Consider the following 17,891-nt stretch of genomic DNA (forward strand, 5'->3'; position numbering starts at 1 on the left):
CCAGACCAATGATGATGAATCGTCCGCAGGGTTGAAATATATGGATGCTGACCCCGCATCCCGTTACAGGCCCTCGACTGGCTGAGTTTTGTTATGATTGATAACCAATATTGATCATCCATCAAACCCATGTCAAACATACTGTTGGAAGGTTACACCACCGACGAAATTCTGAATCTTCCTGCTGAACTGATGCAATCCATCATACTCAGCGACGAAGCCCTGGTCTTCAAGGCCGGGTCAGCCAACATGCTGGGCCGCTTTTGCGTTTCTGGAGACACCCTCATTATGGAACTGGCGCACGTCGATGGCGGCGGCGAAGGCGCCTTACCCGCCCTGGCATCACTGGCCAACCGCTATGCACAACGCGAAGGTTTGCAATTTCTGGAATGGCGTGTGCACGCCGTACATTGTGCCAAGCCCAACCTGAAATTACGCCGCGTACTGGAAAGACGCGGCTTTATCGTTCGTGAATTACCAGACGTGGGAGAATGTTTTTGGTTGAGGAGCGCAGTCAATACCTTGCCCCCAAAGGGTGATTAAGCGAGATAAAAGCCAGACGTAATACGCAGCAAAGCTAAGGAAGTAGAAAGGCAGCAAGGATCAATCAATGCCGCTTTTTTAATGCGCGTAAGAGCGATTTAGATCACGTAATCTGTGTAAATGGATACACCTCTATTAATAAAAACTACACCGATTGTGTGATTAGATTTGACCCTAACCTGAATATACCACTTACTGGTTTAGCGACGAACGTACCATGACAGAACTAAATGCACGTGTAGCACTTGAAAATAAGGTATTAGCTTTATTGACATTTTTTGAGCCATTTAATGAATTTGACCAAGAAGAAAAATGTAGAATTTTATTTGGTTTAACCGATCCAAATGATCGTAAGACTTTCAGTGAGTTAATGGTTAAGGAGTTTTTTATTGTCTGTATTGGTTGACGTCTTGCGTGATCCAAACTTCATCTTTCCATGGTTGCTTGAAGAAGCCAGTGGAACATTTGGTTTACCTTCGGCATGGAGTATCAAAAATCATAGGCAATTGTTCGAAGAAATCTATAGACAGGCATACGGCATTTGGAAAAATGACTTGGATGCCGTTAGGTTTGTAGTTCCTGCGTTGAACGAATTGGGGATAGATACCGGTGATTGGGAGGAAACAAAAAATACTTTTGAAGTAAGGATGAAAACAGAGGAAGTTTTTATTTCGCAAAAATTGCCATAAGGCATGATGAAAAAACCCTACAATTTCCACGAAATATTTGTCATCCCTGAATTACAGCACTAGAATTAGGGCCGCATTTAAATTTTCCACTATATTTAGTAGCAAGCCAATTTACTGAAAACATTAGCTTTAATCATGGTTGACTTGCAAGGTATTCATAAGGAGAAATTCATGATTGATCCAAATACCGCCGCATACAGACCGATGCCTACCGGCCTAACTAAGACAGCAGTTTTTTCTCCCAACCCCCGAAAGCTTGGTGAAAAGCGTAAGGTTCAGGTAAAGAACACTGCTTACCCTTTTGACGAACTCACTGTGAGTGGATGGATTACGAATGACGTATGGGGTGAATCTTTCGTGTTTGAAGATGGAAAACTGGGCCATACGGTCTCTCTCAATCTCGCAGAGGTAAAAGACAACATGCTGAGAAATTAGATTGTCGCCAATTCCTATAACTAAGATAAAAGGCATGCATAGCTTAAAAGCGTCTGCAAGAGCCAAATTCATTTGACAATCGTCGTTTTCAAATCGGGTATAAATTGTTTTTGCCACACAAGGTATAGAAATATGCAAATTGCTTCGAATCTTGCACACAACTTAACGGCTGATGCCGCCGATTGCAAAGATTGCGCAATCGGCTAATTTTTCTATCAAATGTGGTATCTCTATTTTTCTGAGATATATCGATCCCGACCATCCGAAAGGACATATCGTAGAGCATCCTCAGTAACAGCACCAATGTTTTGAAAATTCTGCTGCGCATCACGTAGCGACATATTATTCGGCCCACTGAGTCGATCAAATTCCGTTGTTCCGTCATCCTCCCAAAAACACACACGACAAATTTCATATGCGTCACTCACACGCAGACTCCTGTATCTGCAACAGGGACAAGCTACCAGCACCTCAACATCGCCTTCAATTGCGCAGTTCAACCCTAGAAGGATAATTTGGTTTTTCAAATACGAGTTGGCCACCCCTGCATAAGAATGTTTAAGAGCAATCTTTAGTAGAGGATCATATATCGCATTTTTCGGATCGTCCGGCTCGTCAGTACCAGCAATCATCATCTTTAAAACATCGGGAAGACCTTCATATTCAGGATCACCTGCATCAATGGACCACCAATCCAACAACAAAACTTCACGCTCATCCTGGAATAGTCGAGCAAGGTCGCGTCCCACTAACAAATCTATTGCTTCATCTCTAGTCATATGAGCCCGCGTAAGAGCGATTAGATTCTATGGTTTCCGTCAACGCGTAATCGCCCTCTAGGTTGGAAATGTATGAATGTCAGACCTGACCCCGCGCCCGCAAGCAAAACAGATCGATGCCAGAAATTGGTCATGATATCAGTGACACTATAATTACACTACGATCCTCAGATAACACACCTTTGGATAATAGGCTGCAGACATTGAACGACAGCCGTACTCTGGCGCAATGTCGCCCATACTCGACCGTTTGCAACAGCAGACTATCGCCCTGAATTATTTGGGTGGCCTGTCGCAAAGCGAAGTTGCAGCGTGCCTGGCCCCCCCATCGGCACAGTAATTGTCCAAACCGGTTTTTTTAAACAAACTGCGCGCCAACATCCATCTTAAGGCAAAGGCAGATGGCAACAGACTGGAAGTAGGTTTTTATGGCCGTGTAGTCCGTGTTGCGGGGGGTACATCAGTACTAGCTACGGGATAGGTTTGTGGCAGATGGGATTGATGTTCAATATGAACAGAGGCGTGTTTTGGGGCTAAGCCAGCTAAACCTTGAAGCAATCGAAAACTTGCTACATTCAAGAAATTGTCAATCTTCAAAAATTTACACAAAATTTTACAAAGTAGATATTTTCAGAATACAATTAAACAAGTTTAGCTCGGAAGCATTTTTTTCCTCCTTTTTTAAGGACTCAGACACCCACCGCCACACTCGCTAACATAATTTTTTAGCAATGCGCAATAGTTTCTGATTTCCTTTCACTCTATCCGCGACACGCGCTTGAGTCTTCTACAAAAGGTTGCAAGCAATACCGTAGGTAACACTGCAATGCAATTACGCACGTAACAACTGCGGTTTTGCTGCCTAAACTATTTTAGCCATCTGATTATGCGACTACTTGCCTTAACAAGTAGTCGCTTGCACGATGACATAAGAAATCAATGCAATTGGCATTATGCAATCACTATTTTTGATTTAAAAAATGGAATTTATTTATGTATCTTTGTAAGCCATCGAGTGATAAAAGGTTCACTGGGCAAAGCTTGTTGCAAGTCTTGTCGAGAAAAATTTCAATACTCTTCCGCAATGCTTTATTGATGGTTAGTATTTTGGGTTGTTTGTTTCTCGGCACCCAAGCACAAGCGCAATCGTCTACCGCCCCTTTGGTGGATGAAGGATGGTATTTTGGTGAAACAAAGTATTCCACTGAGGCAGCTCTTGCCACGTTTTTATGCACAGGCTCTTACTATGATGGCGTAGTCGGTGCGCTTAAGAATATCGAGTACCTGGAAACGCCAACCGACGATGATCCACATAAGGGATTCAAATATTTTTGTAATCATCAAATGTCAGACAGAGTTGTTGTCACTGAACATTTGAATGGACAACCTTATGTTTACAGTTGCCCAGGCAATACCACTTACAATAAAAAAGTCAGGGCTTGTATTTGCCAGGCCCCCAATTATCGCTACTTTGCAAAAGTGGGTTACTGCATGGGAGTTATGCCCCAACCTGACACACCTGAGCCACCACCCGACGATTGTCCAAGTTGTGGCAACCCAATTGTTATTGCGACCGGCGCAAAAATACAAAAAGAGCCAGATTTTACTGCTATCCATGCTGGCGAACTAGCTTTCACTCGCTTTTACGACAGCAACCCAAACAAACCTGACTCTGTTGCAATTCATGGCTTTGGGATGAAATGGATGCATACCTACGAATCGCAGATCCAGCCAGAAGCAGCATTGGCGCTCAACCAAACACGTTCAAAATGCAATGTGTCAGCAGATTATAAGTTTTATTTTTGCGAAAACAATCTTCCGACAAGCGCAACAGCTATCCCTGACGCCATCTCTGTCACCAGAGCACGCGGCAACAAAATCTTCTTTGCCCGCAACGGCAATAACTGGCAAAGCGATCTCAACACCAATGACCGCCTCGTTGCTCAGTACAATACAGATAGCACTGCCATTACTGGCTGGACGTTTACCAATAGCTCGTCTGATGATGTTGAGCAGTATGATGCAAAAGGCCGGCTGATTTCCATCACCAAAAGAAATGGTGTTGTCCAAAAACTGACATATAGTGACGGCACCACCAACGATACCAGCGTCGCACGTCTTCCAGTTGATGCGCCTGCCTGTACAAAAACGAGTGCCGGAGCAGTTTTGGCGCGTGGCAAATTGCTGTGCGTGACTGATAACTGGAATCATCAGATGAATTTTGCTTATGACGCCAAAGGTCGTATCAACAGCGTCATCGATGCTGCCGGTGGCCAGTATCAGTATGCCTATGATGGTGCGACGGGTGGTTGCAATACCGATCCGAACAGCTACGCCTGCGCGGCCAATAACCTCACATCTGTCACCTACCCGGATAACAAAACACGTTCTTACGTTTATAACGAAGCGAGCAACATCAATGGCGGCACAGCTTGCCCCTATGGTTCACCAGTTGGCAGCGGCCTGGGAACATTACCCAATGCACTGACTGGCATCATTGATGAAAATGGCAAGCGTTATGCGAGCTGGACGTATGATTGCTATGGACGCGCAACATCGTCCGAGCATGCCGGTGGCGTAGAAAAAGTCGCATTGACCTATGGTGATCCTGACGCAAACGGTTCTAAAGCCACAACGGTGGACACCTACCTGGGGACAACTACGAATCCACAAAAAGTATCAAATACTTTCCAGTTCAAGGCATTGCTGAATACCATAAGTCATACGGCACTTAATCAGCCATGTATCAACTGCGACAACACCAGCAATAAAACCTACGATGCCAATGGAAATCTGTCGCGCAAGACAGATTTCAATGGAACAATTACTACTTACGAGTACAACCTTAGCCGTAATCTCGAAACCAAGCGCGTTGAAGCAAGCGATACAGCACAAGCACAAACGACAACTACGACCTGGCATGCAAGCTACCGCCTGCCTATGCAAGTCAACGCTCCCCTATTACGTACAAGCTATACGTACGACAGCAAAGGGAATGTACTGACAAAGATAGAACAAGCCACCAGTGACGCTGATGGAAGCCAGGGCGCAAGCGCAGTGACTACAGGCAGTCCTCGCACCTGGACCTACACCTACAATAATGCTGGTCAGGTTTTAAGCATCAAAGGTCCACGTACCGATGTACTTGATAAAACCACCTATATCTACGATACCCAAGGCAATCTGACCAGCATCACGAATGCGGCCGGTCATGTCACCACCCTGGGCAACTACGACGGCAATGGTCGTGCAGGTCAAATCACCGATGCCAACGGTATTGTCAGCACCCTGACGTATACCCCGCGTGGCTGGCTCAAGAAAAAAGTCACCAACGTTGACGGCATCAGTGAAACAACCAGCTTTGACTATGACAACGTCGGCCAGATGACTACGATCACATTGCCAGACAATAGCAGCATCAGCTACAGCTTTGACGACGCACACCGCCTGACCAGGATCAGCGACAACTTGGGTAACAGCATCAACTACACATTAGACAATATGGGTAACCGCATTAACGAAACCGTGACCGACAGCAGCGGTCGTTTGACACGCCAGATCAGCCGCAGCTTTGATGTTCTCGGCCACCTGCAAAAGATCACCGGAGGCGCCCAATGAAACACCTCTTCAAACCAAGCCTATTGACACTGGCGCTAGCCAGCCTTGCCGGCGTTAGTCATGCCCAGTCCGCCGTCTATCAATACGAATACGACCAAATGGGTAATGTTACTAAAGTCACCAATGCCCTCAATGCAGCGACTGTACAAAGTTACGACCCACTCAGCCGTGTGCAAACGCAGACCGATCCTAACAACAAAGTCACCAGCTACACTTATGACGGACAAAACCGCCTCATTAAAGTGACGGATGCGCGCAATCTTTCTACGCTATATAGTATCGATGGTTTAGGCAACCAATTAAGCCTCACCAGCCCGGATACAGGCGTCACCGCCACAACGGTGGATGCTGCCGGCAATATCCTGACCAGGACCGATGCCAAGGGTCAGACTACCCGTTATACCTATGACGTACTCAACCGTATCACCAGCATCAGCTATCAAGACGGCAGCAGCACTACCTACACTTATGATCAAGGCAATTACGCCAAAGGCCGCCTGAGCCAGATCAGCTACCAGAATGGCAGCATTGCCTACACTTATAATGGTCGTGGTCAAATCCTGACTGATACGCGTCTCATCAACAATGTCACTAACGTGACCCGCTACCAGTATGACAATACCGGACGCCTGAGCAGTCTTACCTATCCTAATGGCCGCCAGATCAGCTATACCCGCGACAGCCTGGGCCGCGTCACCCAGATTGACACCAGCAAAGGCGGTATCACGACCACCATCCTGAGCCAGGCAACATACCAGCCCTTTGGCGGCATACAAAGCTACCGCAACAGCGCCGGACAAAACTACACCCGCACCTATGACAATGATCAGCGGGTTGCCAGCTACGTCCTTAACAATGCGGTGCAGGCCATCACCTATGATGCAGCCAACCGCATCACTTCCATCAATGAAGTCAACAACCCCAACCGACAAATCGGCTACGGCTTTGACAACCTTGATCGATTAACCAGCTACCAGACACCGCAGGTCAGCCAAAGCTTCACGTATGACGCCGTTGGCAATCGCAGCACCAAGACCACAGGCACAGCCAATACCAGCTACACCTATGCCAGCACCAGCAATCGCCTGACCCAGGTGACCGATAGCCAAAACACCGCGATTGCCATGGACCCGAATGGCAGTATCACCAATAATGGTGCAGCGCAGTTCAACTATGACAGCCGCGGCCGCATGATGTCTGCCACTACCAGCATAGGTAATGTGCAATATGTGGTCAATGCCCTGGGCCAGCGCGTGCAAAAGAACGCTCCTGCCAATGGCAGTAATCCAGCTACCAGCACCGTGTATCACTATGACCTGGGTGGCAAGATCATCAGCGAACGCACAGGCCAGAATGATGTTGATTACATCTACCTCGACAACATCCCTGTGGCTGTGATTCAGTAGAGCCTGCCATGCATCCAATTCAGCTAACTGACGTCCAAAACAAACAACAAAAATACACTATGTCGACCATTCAACAGACATTGCGCACCCGCTACACCATGGTGTTCGCTGCACTGATCAGCGCCGCTGGTTTCTGGTGTGCAGCACCTTCCGCCCAGGCCCAGGCCCAGGTTACAACAGGCAGCGTCTTCAACGTCTTCACCGGCGGCAAGATCACCCTGGGTGACACCAGCAACACGCAGGCATTCTGCAACCCCGGCTTTTATGACAGCTCCAAACTCAATGTGCTGGCCTCCAACCTGCTGGGCACCACCCAGTGCAAGAATGCTGCCAGCACCACACCGACAACGACTGCCTTGGTCACCGCCAGCGGCGGCAATGCCAGCCGCATAACTTTGCCTGCGTTTCAAAGTACCACCAACCCATTGGATGTGAACTATGCCAATGGTGCGCAAGTGCTAGTCAATAACGGCAGCACCAGCAACACCATCAATGGCGATAGTCAACTTGCTGTTACCAGTACCAGCCCTGGCACGGGCGGGACCAGCCAGACCCTGACCCTCAAAACCCAGGCAGGTGTGCTTAATCTGCCTGCCGGCGAATACGCCAAGGTCAACCTGCAAGTAAACAAGGTACTGCACTTCCAGGCTGGTGCCGTACCGACCCGCATCAAACAACTAAACCTGTCCAACTGCAATGGCACGTCCATGGAGTTTGAACCGGGTGATTACTACATAGAAAACGCCAGTTGGCAGCAAAGCTGCCACCTCAAAGTAGCGACTGCTACAAACGGTAACGCTAACACCAGCGTCAAGCTCTACTTCAAGAATGCCTTCAACCTCGGAAGTGGCCCCACCTGCTGGAACATCAGTGGCGGCACCACGTGCGGTAACAGCATGACACCCGCCCAGATCGCCAACCAGACCCCCGACAAGCTCAAGGTCTACCTCTACAGCGGCAACTTCACCACCGCACAGGGTGCACAAATAGCCGCCGGTATCTATGTGGACCAGGGCGATATCAGCCTGACAGTCGCAAACAACTTCGTCTTCACAGGCGATCTGTTCGCCAACAACATCAACATCACCAATGGCGGGCCAACCAGTCTGCTGTACAAACCGGTGTTCACCAGCATCATTTCACCGGCGAACAGTACACTGCCAAATATCAGCCTGGCGCAGCCAGCACCACAAGCCAACGGCAACTTCATTGCACCCGCAGCCGTAACCCTGATGGCCACAGCCACACCGGCGACAGGTAGCGGCAACACAATCAGCCAGATACAGTTCTATCAGGGCAGTACGCTACTGGGTACGGCCACGGCACCAACAACAGCCAACGGCGACAACTACAGTGTCAACTGGAACAACGTAGCAGCCAACAGCTATAGCGTGACGGCCAAGGCAACAGATAACAAGAACAACACGGCAAGCAGTACGCCAATCACAATCAACGTCATCAACAACACGCCACCGACGATCAGTTTGACAGCTAGCCCGGCCAATGCAACTACACCAGCCACCATCATCCTGAACGCCACAGCGACGGACTCGGATGGGACAGTAGCCAAGGTTGAATTCTTCAACGGAACAACCAGCATTGCCAATGTTACGCAGGCACCGTTCACCACAAACTGGACGAACGTGGCAGCAGGCATTTACAGCATCACGGCCAAGGCGACGGATAATCTGGGCGCAAGCACGACATCAGCACCGGCACCAGTAACCGTGACGGCGTATCAGCCCAAGGTCTATGATATTTATACAGACCAGATTGATACACCACGTGTCATCACGGATACGAACGGTAACGAAGTCTGGCGCTGGGATAGTGCGCCATTTGGAGAAACACTCCCGAACGAGCAGCCTACCCAGGCCACAAGCAAGTTCAGATTCAACTTCCGGTTTCCGGGACAATACTACGATAGTGAAACCAATCTACACTACAATTACTTCAGGGATTATGATCCGCAGGCGGGTAGGTATGTGGAGTCTGATCCGATTGGACTCAATGGTGGTATCAATACTTACACGTATGTGAATGGCAGGCCATTTGCCATGCGTGACCGATTTGGATTGGCTGGTGAGATTTCTGGCGGCTACTCTTTAGGTCTCACATTAGTTACAGGCACAGGTCAGGGATACACACTTGGATTTGATCTCAATGGTGCAATTGCCTTCAGTGAAAATGGTGCTATCACTATCTCGGTAAACTTGACTAATATAACAGACGCAAAAGGTGCATATGCTGGAGTGGGACAGGCGATTGGCGGAGGCATCGGAGACATGGCGAACAACGGATTTGACATGTCAACATCTGATTGGGTTGGCGCAAGCGCGGGATGGGGAAAGAGCGTGGGCGTCTCGGCAAATATTGGGCCCGGAGGTATCAGCGCTTCCAAAGGCGCGTTTAAAAAAGGGGCTGGTTTTGGGGGATTCTTTGGACAAGGTAAAACACGAACTTTATCGTGGACCATCAACGGATGTATTCCAAAAAAATAAGTAGACCAAATTGCAATTAAATTAAATAGATATACTACTATCGTAGACCTTGAATTTTTAGTCTGATTTGATACAAGCGAAATATGCTTATGAATAAAAATCCAGTTATATTGGCGCGGCTTACGGTAGTTTTCTTTTTTTTTAGTGTAACTGCACTTATTCTTTCAAGAGTGAGCGCCGTGTGTAATTGGGGGCCATATATTGTATGTATGCATGTTTCTCTTTTTTTGTTGGGCGCATATGAAATTTGGTTAATTCGGAAATTTAAGAAAGAAGGATTATTAAAATCTTTTAAGTATCTTCTGGAATTGCCTAAGATTTTGTTAGCGGCATTAGTTGTAACGATCATCTTGTTGCTCCCCACTTTCCTTCGTAACCCGTATGACTTCGGTGCATTGCCGGATGGAACAATTATTTATCAGAAATTTCTATTTGAAGAGAATGGTAAATATTATTCAAAATTAAATAAACTACAATCTATAGAGATTACTAAGGACAATTATTGCAAGGAGCAGAATCGCTTTTTTGAAGTTTTTGCTAGTTTCTGGATACTAGCCGGATATTTTGAATTAGTTGCTGGTTACTACATCGTCAAGAGGAAAAAGAACTCTGTTGAAAGATAGTGGTAACAAGTTGCGCATTTACGCACAGTTAGGAAGCCTGGTAAGAAACTTGCGTCCATTCGGATAAAGTGTGGTTGTTGTCAACAACAAGTTTCGATTTGTTACAACGATTATATGTTGGAGATAAATGGCGTAATCCCTTCTATCGCAGAATGGAGAAACATACTTGATCCTCTTCTGGGACGTGCTGAGTCTTGGGACGGAGTCAATGTTAGAAGGAACTGGTGGACCGGGGTGTCAGCCAAGTGCGCGACGATCATGGCTGCATTGCAAATACTTGCGATAGCCCCGCTATCGCTGTGTTTTGTGGCTTGTAGTCGCAATGCGCCCGATTGTCGAAAATATGGGCTTATTGTGGGCATCTCAGTACGTAAAGCTCAATGAAAAGTTCAATTCAGTTGTTTCGATAATCGAAACAACTAGTTCAGACGGCAAAAATTATGAAATGACATGCCTGCCATTATGCAAACTGCCTGCCTGGCTGTACTCAATTAACCCCAATAAGGTAAAGACAGAGTTACGTGACAAAATCACCCGATATCAAAACGAGTGTGATGACGTACTTTGGGACCACTAGTCAAAAGGTGGCAAAAATACTGGTGCATTACAAATCCAGATGCTTGCCCCACGCCACCCTGCCCCTACCATAGCAAATGGCGTTACCCCGATGAATCTCAAAATTCGCGATGTATTGGTGTTGCAGCAGCAAAAATACAAAATCATGCGCCAGATTGAAGAAGTCGAAAGCCCCGCAATACGTACCGGCTTGTTTACTGACCTGCGCAGGATATCCGACCTCCTTGGTACAGATCTGCCAGAGTTAGACGCCTTCGCCTATCCCCAAGCACAAAAACCGCTCCTGATCGAAGATTAAGAGGTAACCGACCATGCAAACAACCACCAAACCCCTGACGAACGAAGAACGCCAGCTTGTAGAAGCAGCCCACCAGGCCGCCCTCGACAAGCTTAAAACCACCACTCACCCTGTCAAACGGCAGTGTTTGCTTGAAGAACTTACAGAATGGTGTGCATTGCTGGGTTATCCCGCGCCAACGCAATTAAGGCATTGACGCAATACGCCAGCCATACACAGACAAAAACCTGTGTATGGCGACGGTATTGATACAATGTCACTTTGAACCAAAAAAATTGGCTGCCACATCAGGACAATATGACGGCTCCGAAAGAATCAAGTCTTGCAACGCTAGTAATGCGCCTTCGCGCTGTTACAGGCATACAAGTGCTAGTGTGCAAAACGGTGCTAGAACCGCTTTCAGATCAGCATCGTCTTTGGTATGTGGAACGATTTGAAGAGGGTTTGTCATGGTTCGGATCATCGATACTGATTGACCCAATAGAAGTTGACCCAGAATACTCTGGTTTAATTGAAACCATCCGCCTCGAAGCAAGAAACAAGCTCAACGCCGGAGAGCTAGGTGACGGCCGACGCGGGCGATCAGTAAGAATGTGGGGCTGGATGAAAAACGAACTCTATACGCGCCACAATATTGCCTGGCGCACTCCGTGGGAAATGACGCCTTGGATTGCGATCGATTAACCCGCGTTTTCGCACATGAATATCAAAACTCACCCAATAACCTGAGATTCCTCTCAAATTCCAGCAAAGTGACATCATGACCATCGAATCAACACTTATTCTCGGTGAACATTTGACTAAAGAATCGTTCGTAGAATATTTAAAGAAAGTAGGCGAAATAATTGGGGAGCCAGAACTGGCAGAGTGCCGGATGATCTATAACGAAGAGAGCCGCGCTCATGTTGATATCAATTTACTTACTGGCGATAGTTGCTGCTTTGAACAAGACGAACTTGATGAGTATGAAAAACTCTTAGGCACTGCCCCACTCTCATTTATAGAGCTTTCATTCTTCAGCGAGGTGGGTTCTACCGATTTGGGAATTCAATTTACCAAGGCACTGAATTCACTTATCCCCGTTGTCTTGGACACGGGTTTCGATAAAGTATTTTCACCAAACGAAATTCCCAGCATTACTGCTGAACTGGCATATTAGCTACAGCCCAAGTAGGTGCGAATATTGACTTTTTCGGCCTCGACATGCGTGCGATTACGTTTCACTAATCGCGCCTACACGGGATAATATTTTTCTAAAGACACCTCTATCTTGCAAAGGTACTGATAAATATCTCCGTTAGAATGCCGCAAATCCGGAAGAAGCGAACGAAAATCATAACCTGGATTTTTAGTCGCCCATCTTAATGCTTCAAAAATTCCGCTCAACTCTTCTTCGCTGTATTCTTCGGGCAGCAACGCTATGGCGTCTATAGAAAGTCCCGCAAAGTCCGATACATCATTATGTTGATTTGCACTGAAAATTGACCCACTTTGCTGGATAAATTGCATCTAAAATTGACCCACGTTTAGCACACAATCCTACTTATCTTGATGAGTAGGGAGCAGGAGTGATTGACGTGGCATTACTAGGTATTATTCGACGCTGGCACATTCGTGACCAGATTCCATTACGGGAGATCGCCAGACGACTGGGCATCTCTCGCAACACTGTCCGCCGCTATCTGCGCTCTGAAGTCACAGAGCCTGCCTATGCGGAGCGACAAACAACCAGTGCTATCGACAAATACGCATTGCAGCTCTCAAGCTGGCTTAAAACCGAAGCAGGTAAAAATCGGAAACAACGACGCAGCTTAAAACAACTTCATCTCGATCTGAAAGAGCTAGGATTTGAAGGGTCGTATGACCGGGTGGCGGCCTTCGCCAGGAAGTGGAAGGTGGATCAAACTGACAGGGTCAATTCAGCTAGCAAACGAACAAGCTAACCTCCTTAAAAGCTCTCTATCTCGGCGATACAAACATCACATCGCTTCAATCGCTTGATAAGCTAACCTCCTTAGAGAATCTCGATCTCACCAAGACGGGAATCACATCCCTTCCATCGCTAGATAAGCTAACAGCCTTAAAGACTCTCAAACTCACCAAGACGAGAATCACATCCCTTCCATCGCTGGATAAGCTAACCTCCTTAAAAGAACTCTCTCTAACCTCTTCAAAAATCACATCCCTTCCATCGCTGGATAAACTAACAGCCCTAAATACTCTCTATCTCGGCGATACACAAATCAAGTTGCTTCCATCGCTGGATAAGCTAACAGCCTTAAATACTCTCTACCTCGGCTTTTCACAAATCACATTACTTCCATCACTGGATAAGCTAACCGCGTTAGATTCCCTCGATCTCAGCAATTCACAAATCACGTCGCTTCCATCACTAGAAAAGCTAATCTCTTTAGAAAGAGTTGAGCTTAATGGCTCACAACTCGTCGGAGTATCGCCATCGGAAAATAAAAAAATCTTCTTGGCTTATCAACTCAAATACCGGAAGATCAAAATTTCTATATAAATTTGTTAGGCGTCAAATCACCTTTTTGAGGAAAGCATAAATTGCTTGCATAGGGGGTCAATAGCCCGTATCAACCCAAAAACAGCCAGCGAAATATCTGATTTGCGCGATGCCAGCAAATTATTGGGGTATAGTAACAAACAGATAACGGAAACAGTGTATCGACGCGTTGGCGAAACGGTAAAACCGACCAGATAAGTAGGTGGTTGCGGAAAGGCTTTCCGCATTTTGTTAAATCAGCCTGCCAAATCTTACATCCCAAGCACTTTATTCTGTGGTGCCGAAAATAAAAAAGCCCTTGATAATCAAGGGCTTTTTCGTATTCCGTGGCGGAAGCTGTGAGATTCGAACTCACGAAGGCTATAACACCTCGCCAGTTTTCAAGACTGGTGCATTCAACCGCTCTGCCAAGCTTCCGAGCCGATGATTATACCCGGATTATGCTTGTTCAACAAGGCTCAAATTTCTGTATGAAAATTCTTGTCCAGCAGGCTGATGATTTGTTCCGGGCTGACGGGTTTGGAATACAGGTAGCCCTGTACCTCGTCACAGCCAGCTTTGATCAGGAAATCGAGTTGTTCGCGGGTTTCTACGCCTTCTGCGATGACTTTATGGTGTAACTGTTTGGCCATGAGGATGATGGTGCTGGCGATGGCGCAATCGTTCGGGTCGCTCGGAATGCTTTGTATGAAAGAACGGTCGATTTTTAGCGTCTCAATAGGGAAACGTTTGAGGTACGACAGGCTGGAATAGCCGGTGCCAAAATCATCCAGTGCAAGCACCACGTCTTGTGCGGTGATTTGTTCCATGATGGCGATGACGCTTTCCGAGCTGTGCATGAGCATGCCTTCGGTGATTTCCAGTTCCAGCCACTGGGGCGATATCTGATGGTGCTGCAAGGCTTCTTTAACACGCACGGGCAGGTTATTGGTAAATTCCCGCGCTGACACATTCACGGCAATGCGGAAAGGTGCAATGCCGCTGTCTTGCCAGGCTTTGGCCTGGGCGCAGGCAGTTTCCAATACCCATTCGTCAATCTGCAGGATCAGGCCGGTTTCTTCGGCAACGGGGATGAACTCTACTGGTGAAATGAAGCCTTTTTCTGGATGCTGCCAGCGCAGCAAGGCTTCAACACCGATGATTTTGCCGCTGGCCAGATCCACCTTGGGTTGGTACACAAGATAAAATTCCTGATTTTCCAGCGCCTTGCGCATGGCAGATTCCAGATACAGCCTGCCTGCTATGCTCTGGTTCATGTTGTCGCTATAAAACAAAAAGCTGCCGGATACGTTGCCGGCACTGCGTTTGGCTTTGACCATGGCGATATCTGCTTTTTGCAGCAGAATGTCTGCACCTGCGCCATCTTGCGGGAAAACGCTAAGGCCGATGCTGGCACCTACCCGCAGTTCATGCCCTTCCACGACAAACGCATTCTCGAGCGCGTGCAGCAGCTTTTGCACTACCAGGCTGGCATGAAAGTGCTGGTTAATATCCAGCAGGGCAATCGCAAATTCGTCACTACCCAGGCGGGCGACGATGTCGTTTTCTCGCAGGGTAGTCAAAAACCGTGAAGAGACCTGGCGCAGCAGTTCATTGCCTATTTCATGACCCAGGGTGTCGTTGATGAGCTTGAAACGGTTCAGGTCAATAAAGATGATGGCAGCGCTGGTGTTATTGCGTTGTGATTGCAACAGGGCATTGTCCACCAGTTGTTTGAACAGGCTGCGGTTGGGCAGGCTGGTCAGGGCATCGTAATAGGCCAGGTAATTGATTTTATCTTCGGCTGCTTTGCGTGCAGTAATGTCGCTTAAATAGCCGATGATGCCTATGGGCATGCCATTGGTATCACACAAAGGGGACAGGTTCAGACTGGCCCAGAATACTTCGCCGGATTTCTTTTTACGGCGCACTTCCATCTCGCGCCCGCCCTGCTCCAGAAAGCTGTCATACAGTTTCAGGCCATCGATGTCTTCGTCGTCGTACAGGAAAAGAATGTTCTTGCCGATGACTTCATGCGCATCATAACCAAACAGTTTTTCTGCACCACGGTTCCAGCTGATGATGAAGCCTGCCAGATCCATGGTAATGACGGATTCATGAATCTGATCAAGGATCTGGGTCTGCTGCAGCTGCGCTTGGGCGGATGCCTGGTATTGCTTGTCGAGCAAAGCGCGGCGTGAAAACAGTCTGGCTGTCAGTGCAGCGAGGATGTTCAGTTTTTGTATATCGGCTTCATTGACGCGCCCCATTTTACCGGACAGTACATAGTAACTTTCTGCTGTAGCGGCACAATGGATGGCATCCGCCATCTGCTCCGGGTTGGGCAAGCCGCGCTTGAAAGCTGCATTGGCATCATTAAAAACGGTGCTGACAATGCGATTCAATTCTGCGTCCAGTGCTTCGTCCTGAAGACACAATACAGCCTCGCTCAGGCGGACGCCGATTTCCAGTTCATTGATCGCAGGCGGTATGCTCATGGTCACATGTCCTGGCAAACCTGGTTGACCCATGCATAGGCAGAGATCACGCAGTCATAATACTCGTCCGGCTTGAGTCCGATTTCGCCCAACAATGTCATGTCGAAACCGGCATGTGCCCGGTCGGCCCGCTCTACCAGGTCCAGGCACTTGCCCAGTTGCCCGGATTTGTGCAGCAAGGCATCCAGCACATCAGTATGCAAATTCAGTGGTTGCAGCACTTCTGCCAGCGGGTTGCCAAACAGTTTGTCCAGCAATGAAAACATGCCAACCATGAAGGCGCAATCCAGCTGGTCTTTATTGCCGCCCTGCTTGTGGCAGATAGCTTCCATCAGGCTGGCGCGAAAGGCAGCGCGTGGCATCAGGGGGTTCAGGCCACCGCCATTGTCATGCTGGCGCGCATACAACAGCAATTGCAGCCATCTTTGCAACTGCCGTCGGCCCAACAGGTTGATGGCCTGACCAAAACTGGATACCCGTACGGTCTGCGCAAAGGCGGCTGAACTAACCAGTTTAAACAGCATGAAAGACAGCGTTGTATCCTGCTTGAAGAGCTCTTCCAGCTCACGCGATTCTGCATCCCTGGCGACAAGGCCCAGCAGCTTCAGCAAACGCGTTCTGGCGCTGGCATCGGCGGCCTTGTTGCTGGCGGGTGGATTAAACGCATAATCGCCAGCAAGCCATTTAAAACCGGCTTCAACAGCCTGCTCTTGTAGTGTGGCACTGGACAGGTTCTTTGCCAGATGCATGCCGGTATGCAAGCGCCCCAGCCAGGGTTTAACCTGGACCGGTATGGCAGCGTGGCAATCTACCCCCAGGTTTCTGGCCCCTTCCCAGGCAGGTTCATAGCTGGCGTTAAAATCATCCAGCAGCACGGTAACGCCCAGCGAAGAAAAATGCTTTAACCTGAGTTGTACATCTTTATCGCTGACATGCATTTCTGGCACGCACAGCGTCACCCTGGCGACAGGTAGCCGCGTGTCCAGATCAACGGGGATCTGGGCAACATCGCTGATTTTTACCAGCAATGAGATCGGGCTTAGCCTGGAAAAGAATTCGCTTTCGTTCAAAAACTGAAGAATCGAAAACACTTCTCCCACAGGCATGTCACCAAAATCAGCTTGCAATGCCTGCAGTTGCTGCTTGCCGTTCATAACTGGCAAAAATGTGCCAATTCCTCGGTTTTGTGTCATAGGTGGAAGAGCAATTTGGATCAAAAATTGTTACAGATATTAATTTGAGAATTTACCAATTGCAACACAATTTAATGCAACACATGAGGTATTTTGAATATTATCGGCAGGACAGTCTGTTTCCTTTAAAAACCAGGCCAGAACTTGCTATCTGCTTAAGCAGGTGTCGTAAAAATGCTTCACTGCAAGATATGCATGAATGACAAGCTGTTGACGAAATGCATAAGCA

Annotated in this window: 17 protein-coding genes, 1 tRNA gene and 3 pseudogenes; 16 read left to right on the plus strand and 5 right to left on the minus strand. The window is 47.8% G+C overall.

Annotated features, from left to right (window positions below):
• Positions 1-129 precede the first annotated feature (129 nt).
• From H8L32_RS07475 to H8L32_RS07490, 4 genes are all read left to right on the plus strand, one after another.
• Positions 130-543 carry a hypothetical protein gene (locus H8L32_RS07475; protein ID WP_186946537.1) on the plus strand — a complete coding sequence of 138 codons (414 nt, stop codon included), beginning with the start codon at positions 130-132 and terminating at the stop codon, positions 541-543.
• 217 nt (positions 544-760) lie between these two features.
• Complete coding sequence (locus H8L32_RS07480) at positions 761-949, plus strand: hypothetical protein (protein ID WP_186946538.1); 189 nt, start codon at positions 761-763, stop codon at positions 947-949.
• On the plus strand, positions 933-1,232 hold the full coding sequence (locus tag H8L32_RS07485) for a hypothetical protein (RefSeq protein ID WP_186946539.1): 300 nt from the start codon (positions 933-935) through the stop codon (positions 1,230-1,232). The genes H8L32_RS07480 and H8L32_RS07485 overlap by 17 nt, the downstream gene beginning before the upstream one ends.
• A 171-nt stretch (positions 1,233-1,403) precedes the next feature.
• The gene (locus H8L32_RS07490; RefSeq protein WP_186946540.1) at positions 1,404-1,667 is read left to right on the plus strand and encodes a hypothetical protein; all 264 of its coding nucleotides are present in this window, start codon (positions 1,404-1,406) and stop codon (positions 1,665-1,667) included.
• A gap of 230 nt (positions 1,668-1,897) precedes the next feature.
• Here H8L32_RS07490 and H8L32_RS07495 read toward each other — a convergent pair whose 3' ends face one another.
• Positions 1,898-2,446, minus strand: coding sequence for a CPCC family cysteine-rich protein (locus tag H8L32_RS07495; RefSeq protein ID WP_186946541.1), 549 nt, complete (start codon positions 2,444-2,446; stop codon positions 1,898-1,900).
• 1,500 nt (positions 2,447-3,946) lie between these two features.
• Between H8L32_RS07495 and H8L32_RS28330 the strand changes: the two are divergent.
• From H8L32_RS28330 to H8L32_RS07540, 10 genes and pseudogenes are all read left to right on the plus strand, one after another.
• A pseudogene (locus H8L32_RS28330) lies at positions 3,947-4,171 on the plus strand (DUF6531 domain-containing protein); the annotation flags it as partial.
• A 51-nt stretch (positions 4,172-4,222) separates the two neighbouring features.
• A complete protein-coding gene (locus H8L32_RS28155; RefSeq protein ID WP_186946542.1) occupies positions 4,223-6,064 on the plus strand; it encodes an RHS repeat protein in 1,842 nt (613 codons plus the stop codon).
• A complete protein-coding gene (locus H8L32_RS07505; protein WP_186946543.1) occupies positions 6,061-7,470 on the plus strand; it encodes an RHS repeat protein in 1,410 nt (469 codons plus the stop codon). Before H8L32_RS28155 ends, H8L32_RS07505 begins: the two co-directional genes overlap by 4 nt.
• A gap of 59 nt (positions 7,471-7,529) precedes the next feature.
• Complete coding sequence (locus H8L32_RS28160) at positions 7,530-9,971, plus strand: RHS repeat-associated core domain-containing protein (RefSeq protein WP_222619271.1); 2,442 nt, start codon at positions 7,530-7,532, stop codon at positions 9,969-9,971.
• 89 nt (positions 9,972-10,060) lie between these two features.
• Positions 10,061-10,594 (plus strand): hypothetical protein, encoded by a 534-nt coding sequence (locus tag H8L32_RS07515; protein ID WP_186946544.1) that lies wholly within the window; start codon positions 10,061-10,063, stop codon positions 10,592-10,594.
• 322 nt (positions 10,595-10,916) lie between these two features.
• A complete protein-coding gene (locus tag H8L32_RS28335; RefSeq protein WP_186946545.1) occupies positions 10,917-11,171 on the plus strand; it encodes a phage antirepressor N-terminal domain-containing protein in 255 nt (84 codons plus the stop codon).
• Between the two features lie 90 nt (positions 11,172-11,261).
• A complete protein-coding gene (locus H8L32_RS07525; RefSeq protein WP_186946546.1) occupies positions 11,262-11,468 on the plus strand; it encodes a hypothetical protein in 207 nt (68 codons plus the stop codon).
• Between the two features lie 13 nt (positions 11,469-11,481).
• A complete protein-coding gene (locus H8L32_RS07530) occupies positions 11,482-11,664 on the plus strand; it encodes a hypothetical protein (protein ID WP_186946547.1) in 183 nt (60 codons plus the stop codon).
• Positions 11,665-11,729: 65 nt separating this feature from the next.
• Positions 11,730-12,152, plus strand: coding sequence for a hypothetical protein (locus H8L32_RS07535; RefSeq protein ID WP_186946548.1), 423 nt, complete (start codon positions 11,730-11,732; stop codon positions 12,150-12,152).
• A 76-nt stretch (positions 12,153-12,228) separates the two neighbouring features.
• A complete protein-coding gene (locus H8L32_RS07540) occupies positions 12,229-12,627 on the plus strand; it encodes a hypothetical protein (RefSeq protein WP_186946549.1) in 399 nt (132 codons plus the stop codon).
• A gap of 74 nt (positions 12,628-12,701) precedes the next feature.
• Here H8L32_RS07540 and H8L32_RS07545 read toward each other — a convergent pair whose 3' ends face one another.
• Positions 12,702-12,977 (minus strand): hypothetical protein, encoded by a 276-nt coding sequence (locus tag H8L32_RS07545; protein WP_186946550.1) that lies wholly within the window; start codon positions 12,975-12,977, stop codon positions 12,702-12,704.
• A gap of 59 nt (positions 12,978-13,036) precedes the next feature.
• On the opposite strand from H8L32_RS07545, the pseudogene H8L32_RS07550 reads away from it, so the two are divergent.
• A pseudogene (locus tag H8L32_RS07550) lies at positions 13,037-13,375 on the plus strand (helix-turn-helix domain-containing protein); the annotation flags it as partial.
• A gap of 47 nt (positions 13,376-13,422) precedes the next feature.
• A pseudogene (locus tag H8L32_RS28340) lies at positions 13,423-13,992 on the plus strand (leucine-rich repeat domain-containing protein); the annotation flags it as partial.
• Between the two features lie 327 nt (positions 13,993-14,319).
• Here H8L32_RS28340 and H8L32_RS07560 read toward each other — a convergent pair.
• The 3 genes from H8L32_RS07560 to H8L32_RS07570 form a co-directional block, all read right to left on the minus strand.
• Positions 14,320-14,409: transfer RNA gene (locus H8L32_RS07560), tRNA-Ser, on the minus strand.
• 41 nt (positions 14,410-14,450) lie between these two features.
• A complete protein-coding gene (locus tag H8L32_RS07565) occupies positions 14,451-16,469 on the minus strand; it encodes a putative bifunctional diguanylate cyclase/phosphodiesterase (RefSeq protein ID WP_186946551.1) in 2,019 nt (672 codons plus the stop codon).
• Positions 16,470-16,471: 2 nt separating this feature from the next.
• Positions 16,472-17,623, minus strand: a complete 1,152-nt coding sequence (locus H8L32_RS07570; protein ID WP_222619272.1) for an EAL and HDOD domain-containing protein — start codon at positions 17,621-17,623, stop codon at positions 16,472-16,474.
• Positions 17,624-17,891: the final 268 nt, after the last annotated feature.

The organism is Undibacterium hunanense (assembly GCF_014284335.1).
In the GTDB taxonomy this organism is placed as follows: Bacteria; Pseudomonadota; Gammaproteobacteria; order Burkholderiales; family Burkholderiaceae_D; genus Undibacterium; species Undibacterium hunanense.

Excerpts from the sequence above, each read along its gene's own strand:
- H8L32_RS07475 (WP_186946537.1), top strand. The coding sequence starts at position 130 with ATGTCAAACATACTGTTGGAAGGTTACACCACCGACGAAATTCTGAAT.
- H8L32_RS07480 (WP_186946538.1), top strand. The coding sequence starts at position 761 with ATGACAGAACTAAATGCACGTGTAGCACTTGAAAATAAGGTATTAGCT.
- H8L32_RS07490 (WP_186946540.1), top strand. The coding sequence starts at position 1,404 with ATGATTGATCCAAATACCGCCGCATACAGACCGATGCCTACCGGCCTA.
- H8L32_RS07495 (WP_186946541.1), bottom strand. The coding sequence starts at position 2,446 with ATGACTAGAGATGAAGCAATAGATTTGTTAGTGGGACGCGACCTTGCT.
- H8L32_RS07505 (WP_186946543.1), top strand. The coding sequence starts at position 6,061 with ATGAAACACCTCTTCAAACCAAGCCTATTGACACTGGCGCTAGCCAGC.
- H8L32_RS28160 (WP_222619271.1), top strand. The coding sequence starts at position 7,530 with ATGTCGACCATTCAACAGACATTGCGCACCCGCTACACCATGGTGTTC.
- H8L32_RS07515 (WP_186946544.1), top strand. The coding sequence starts at position 10,061 with ATGAATAAAAATCCAGTTATATTGGCGCGGCTTACGGTAGTTTTCTTT.
- H8L32_RS28335 (WP_186946545.1), top strand. The coding sequence starts at position 10,917 with ATGCGCCCGATTGTCGAAAATATGGGCTTATTGTGGGCATCTCAGTAC.
- H8L32_RS07525 (WP_186946546.1), top strand. The coding sequence starts at position 11,262 with ATGAATCTCAAAATTCGCGATGTATTGGTGTTGCAGCAGCAAAAATAC.
- H8L32_RS07530 (WP_186946547.1), top strand. The coding sequence starts at position 11,482 with ATGCAAACAACCACCAAACCCCTGACGAACGAAGAACGCCAGCTTGTA.
- H8L32_RS07540 (WP_186946549.1), top strand. The coding sequence starts at position 12,229 with ATGACCATCGAATCAACACTTATTCTCGGTGAACATTTGACTAAAGAA.
- H8L32_RS07545 (WP_186946550.1), bottom strand. The coding sequence starts at position 12,977 with ATGCAATTTATCCAGCAAAGTGGGTCAATTTTCAGTGCAAATCAACAT.
- H8L32_RS07565 (WP_186946551.1), bottom strand. The coding sequence starts at position 16,469 with ATGAGCATACCGCCTGCGATCAATGAACTGGAAATCGGCGTCCGCCTG.
- H8L32_RS07570 (WP_222619272.1), bottom strand. The coding sequence starts at position 17,623 with ATGAACGGCAAGCAGCAACTGCAGGCATTGCAAGCTGATTTTGGTGAC.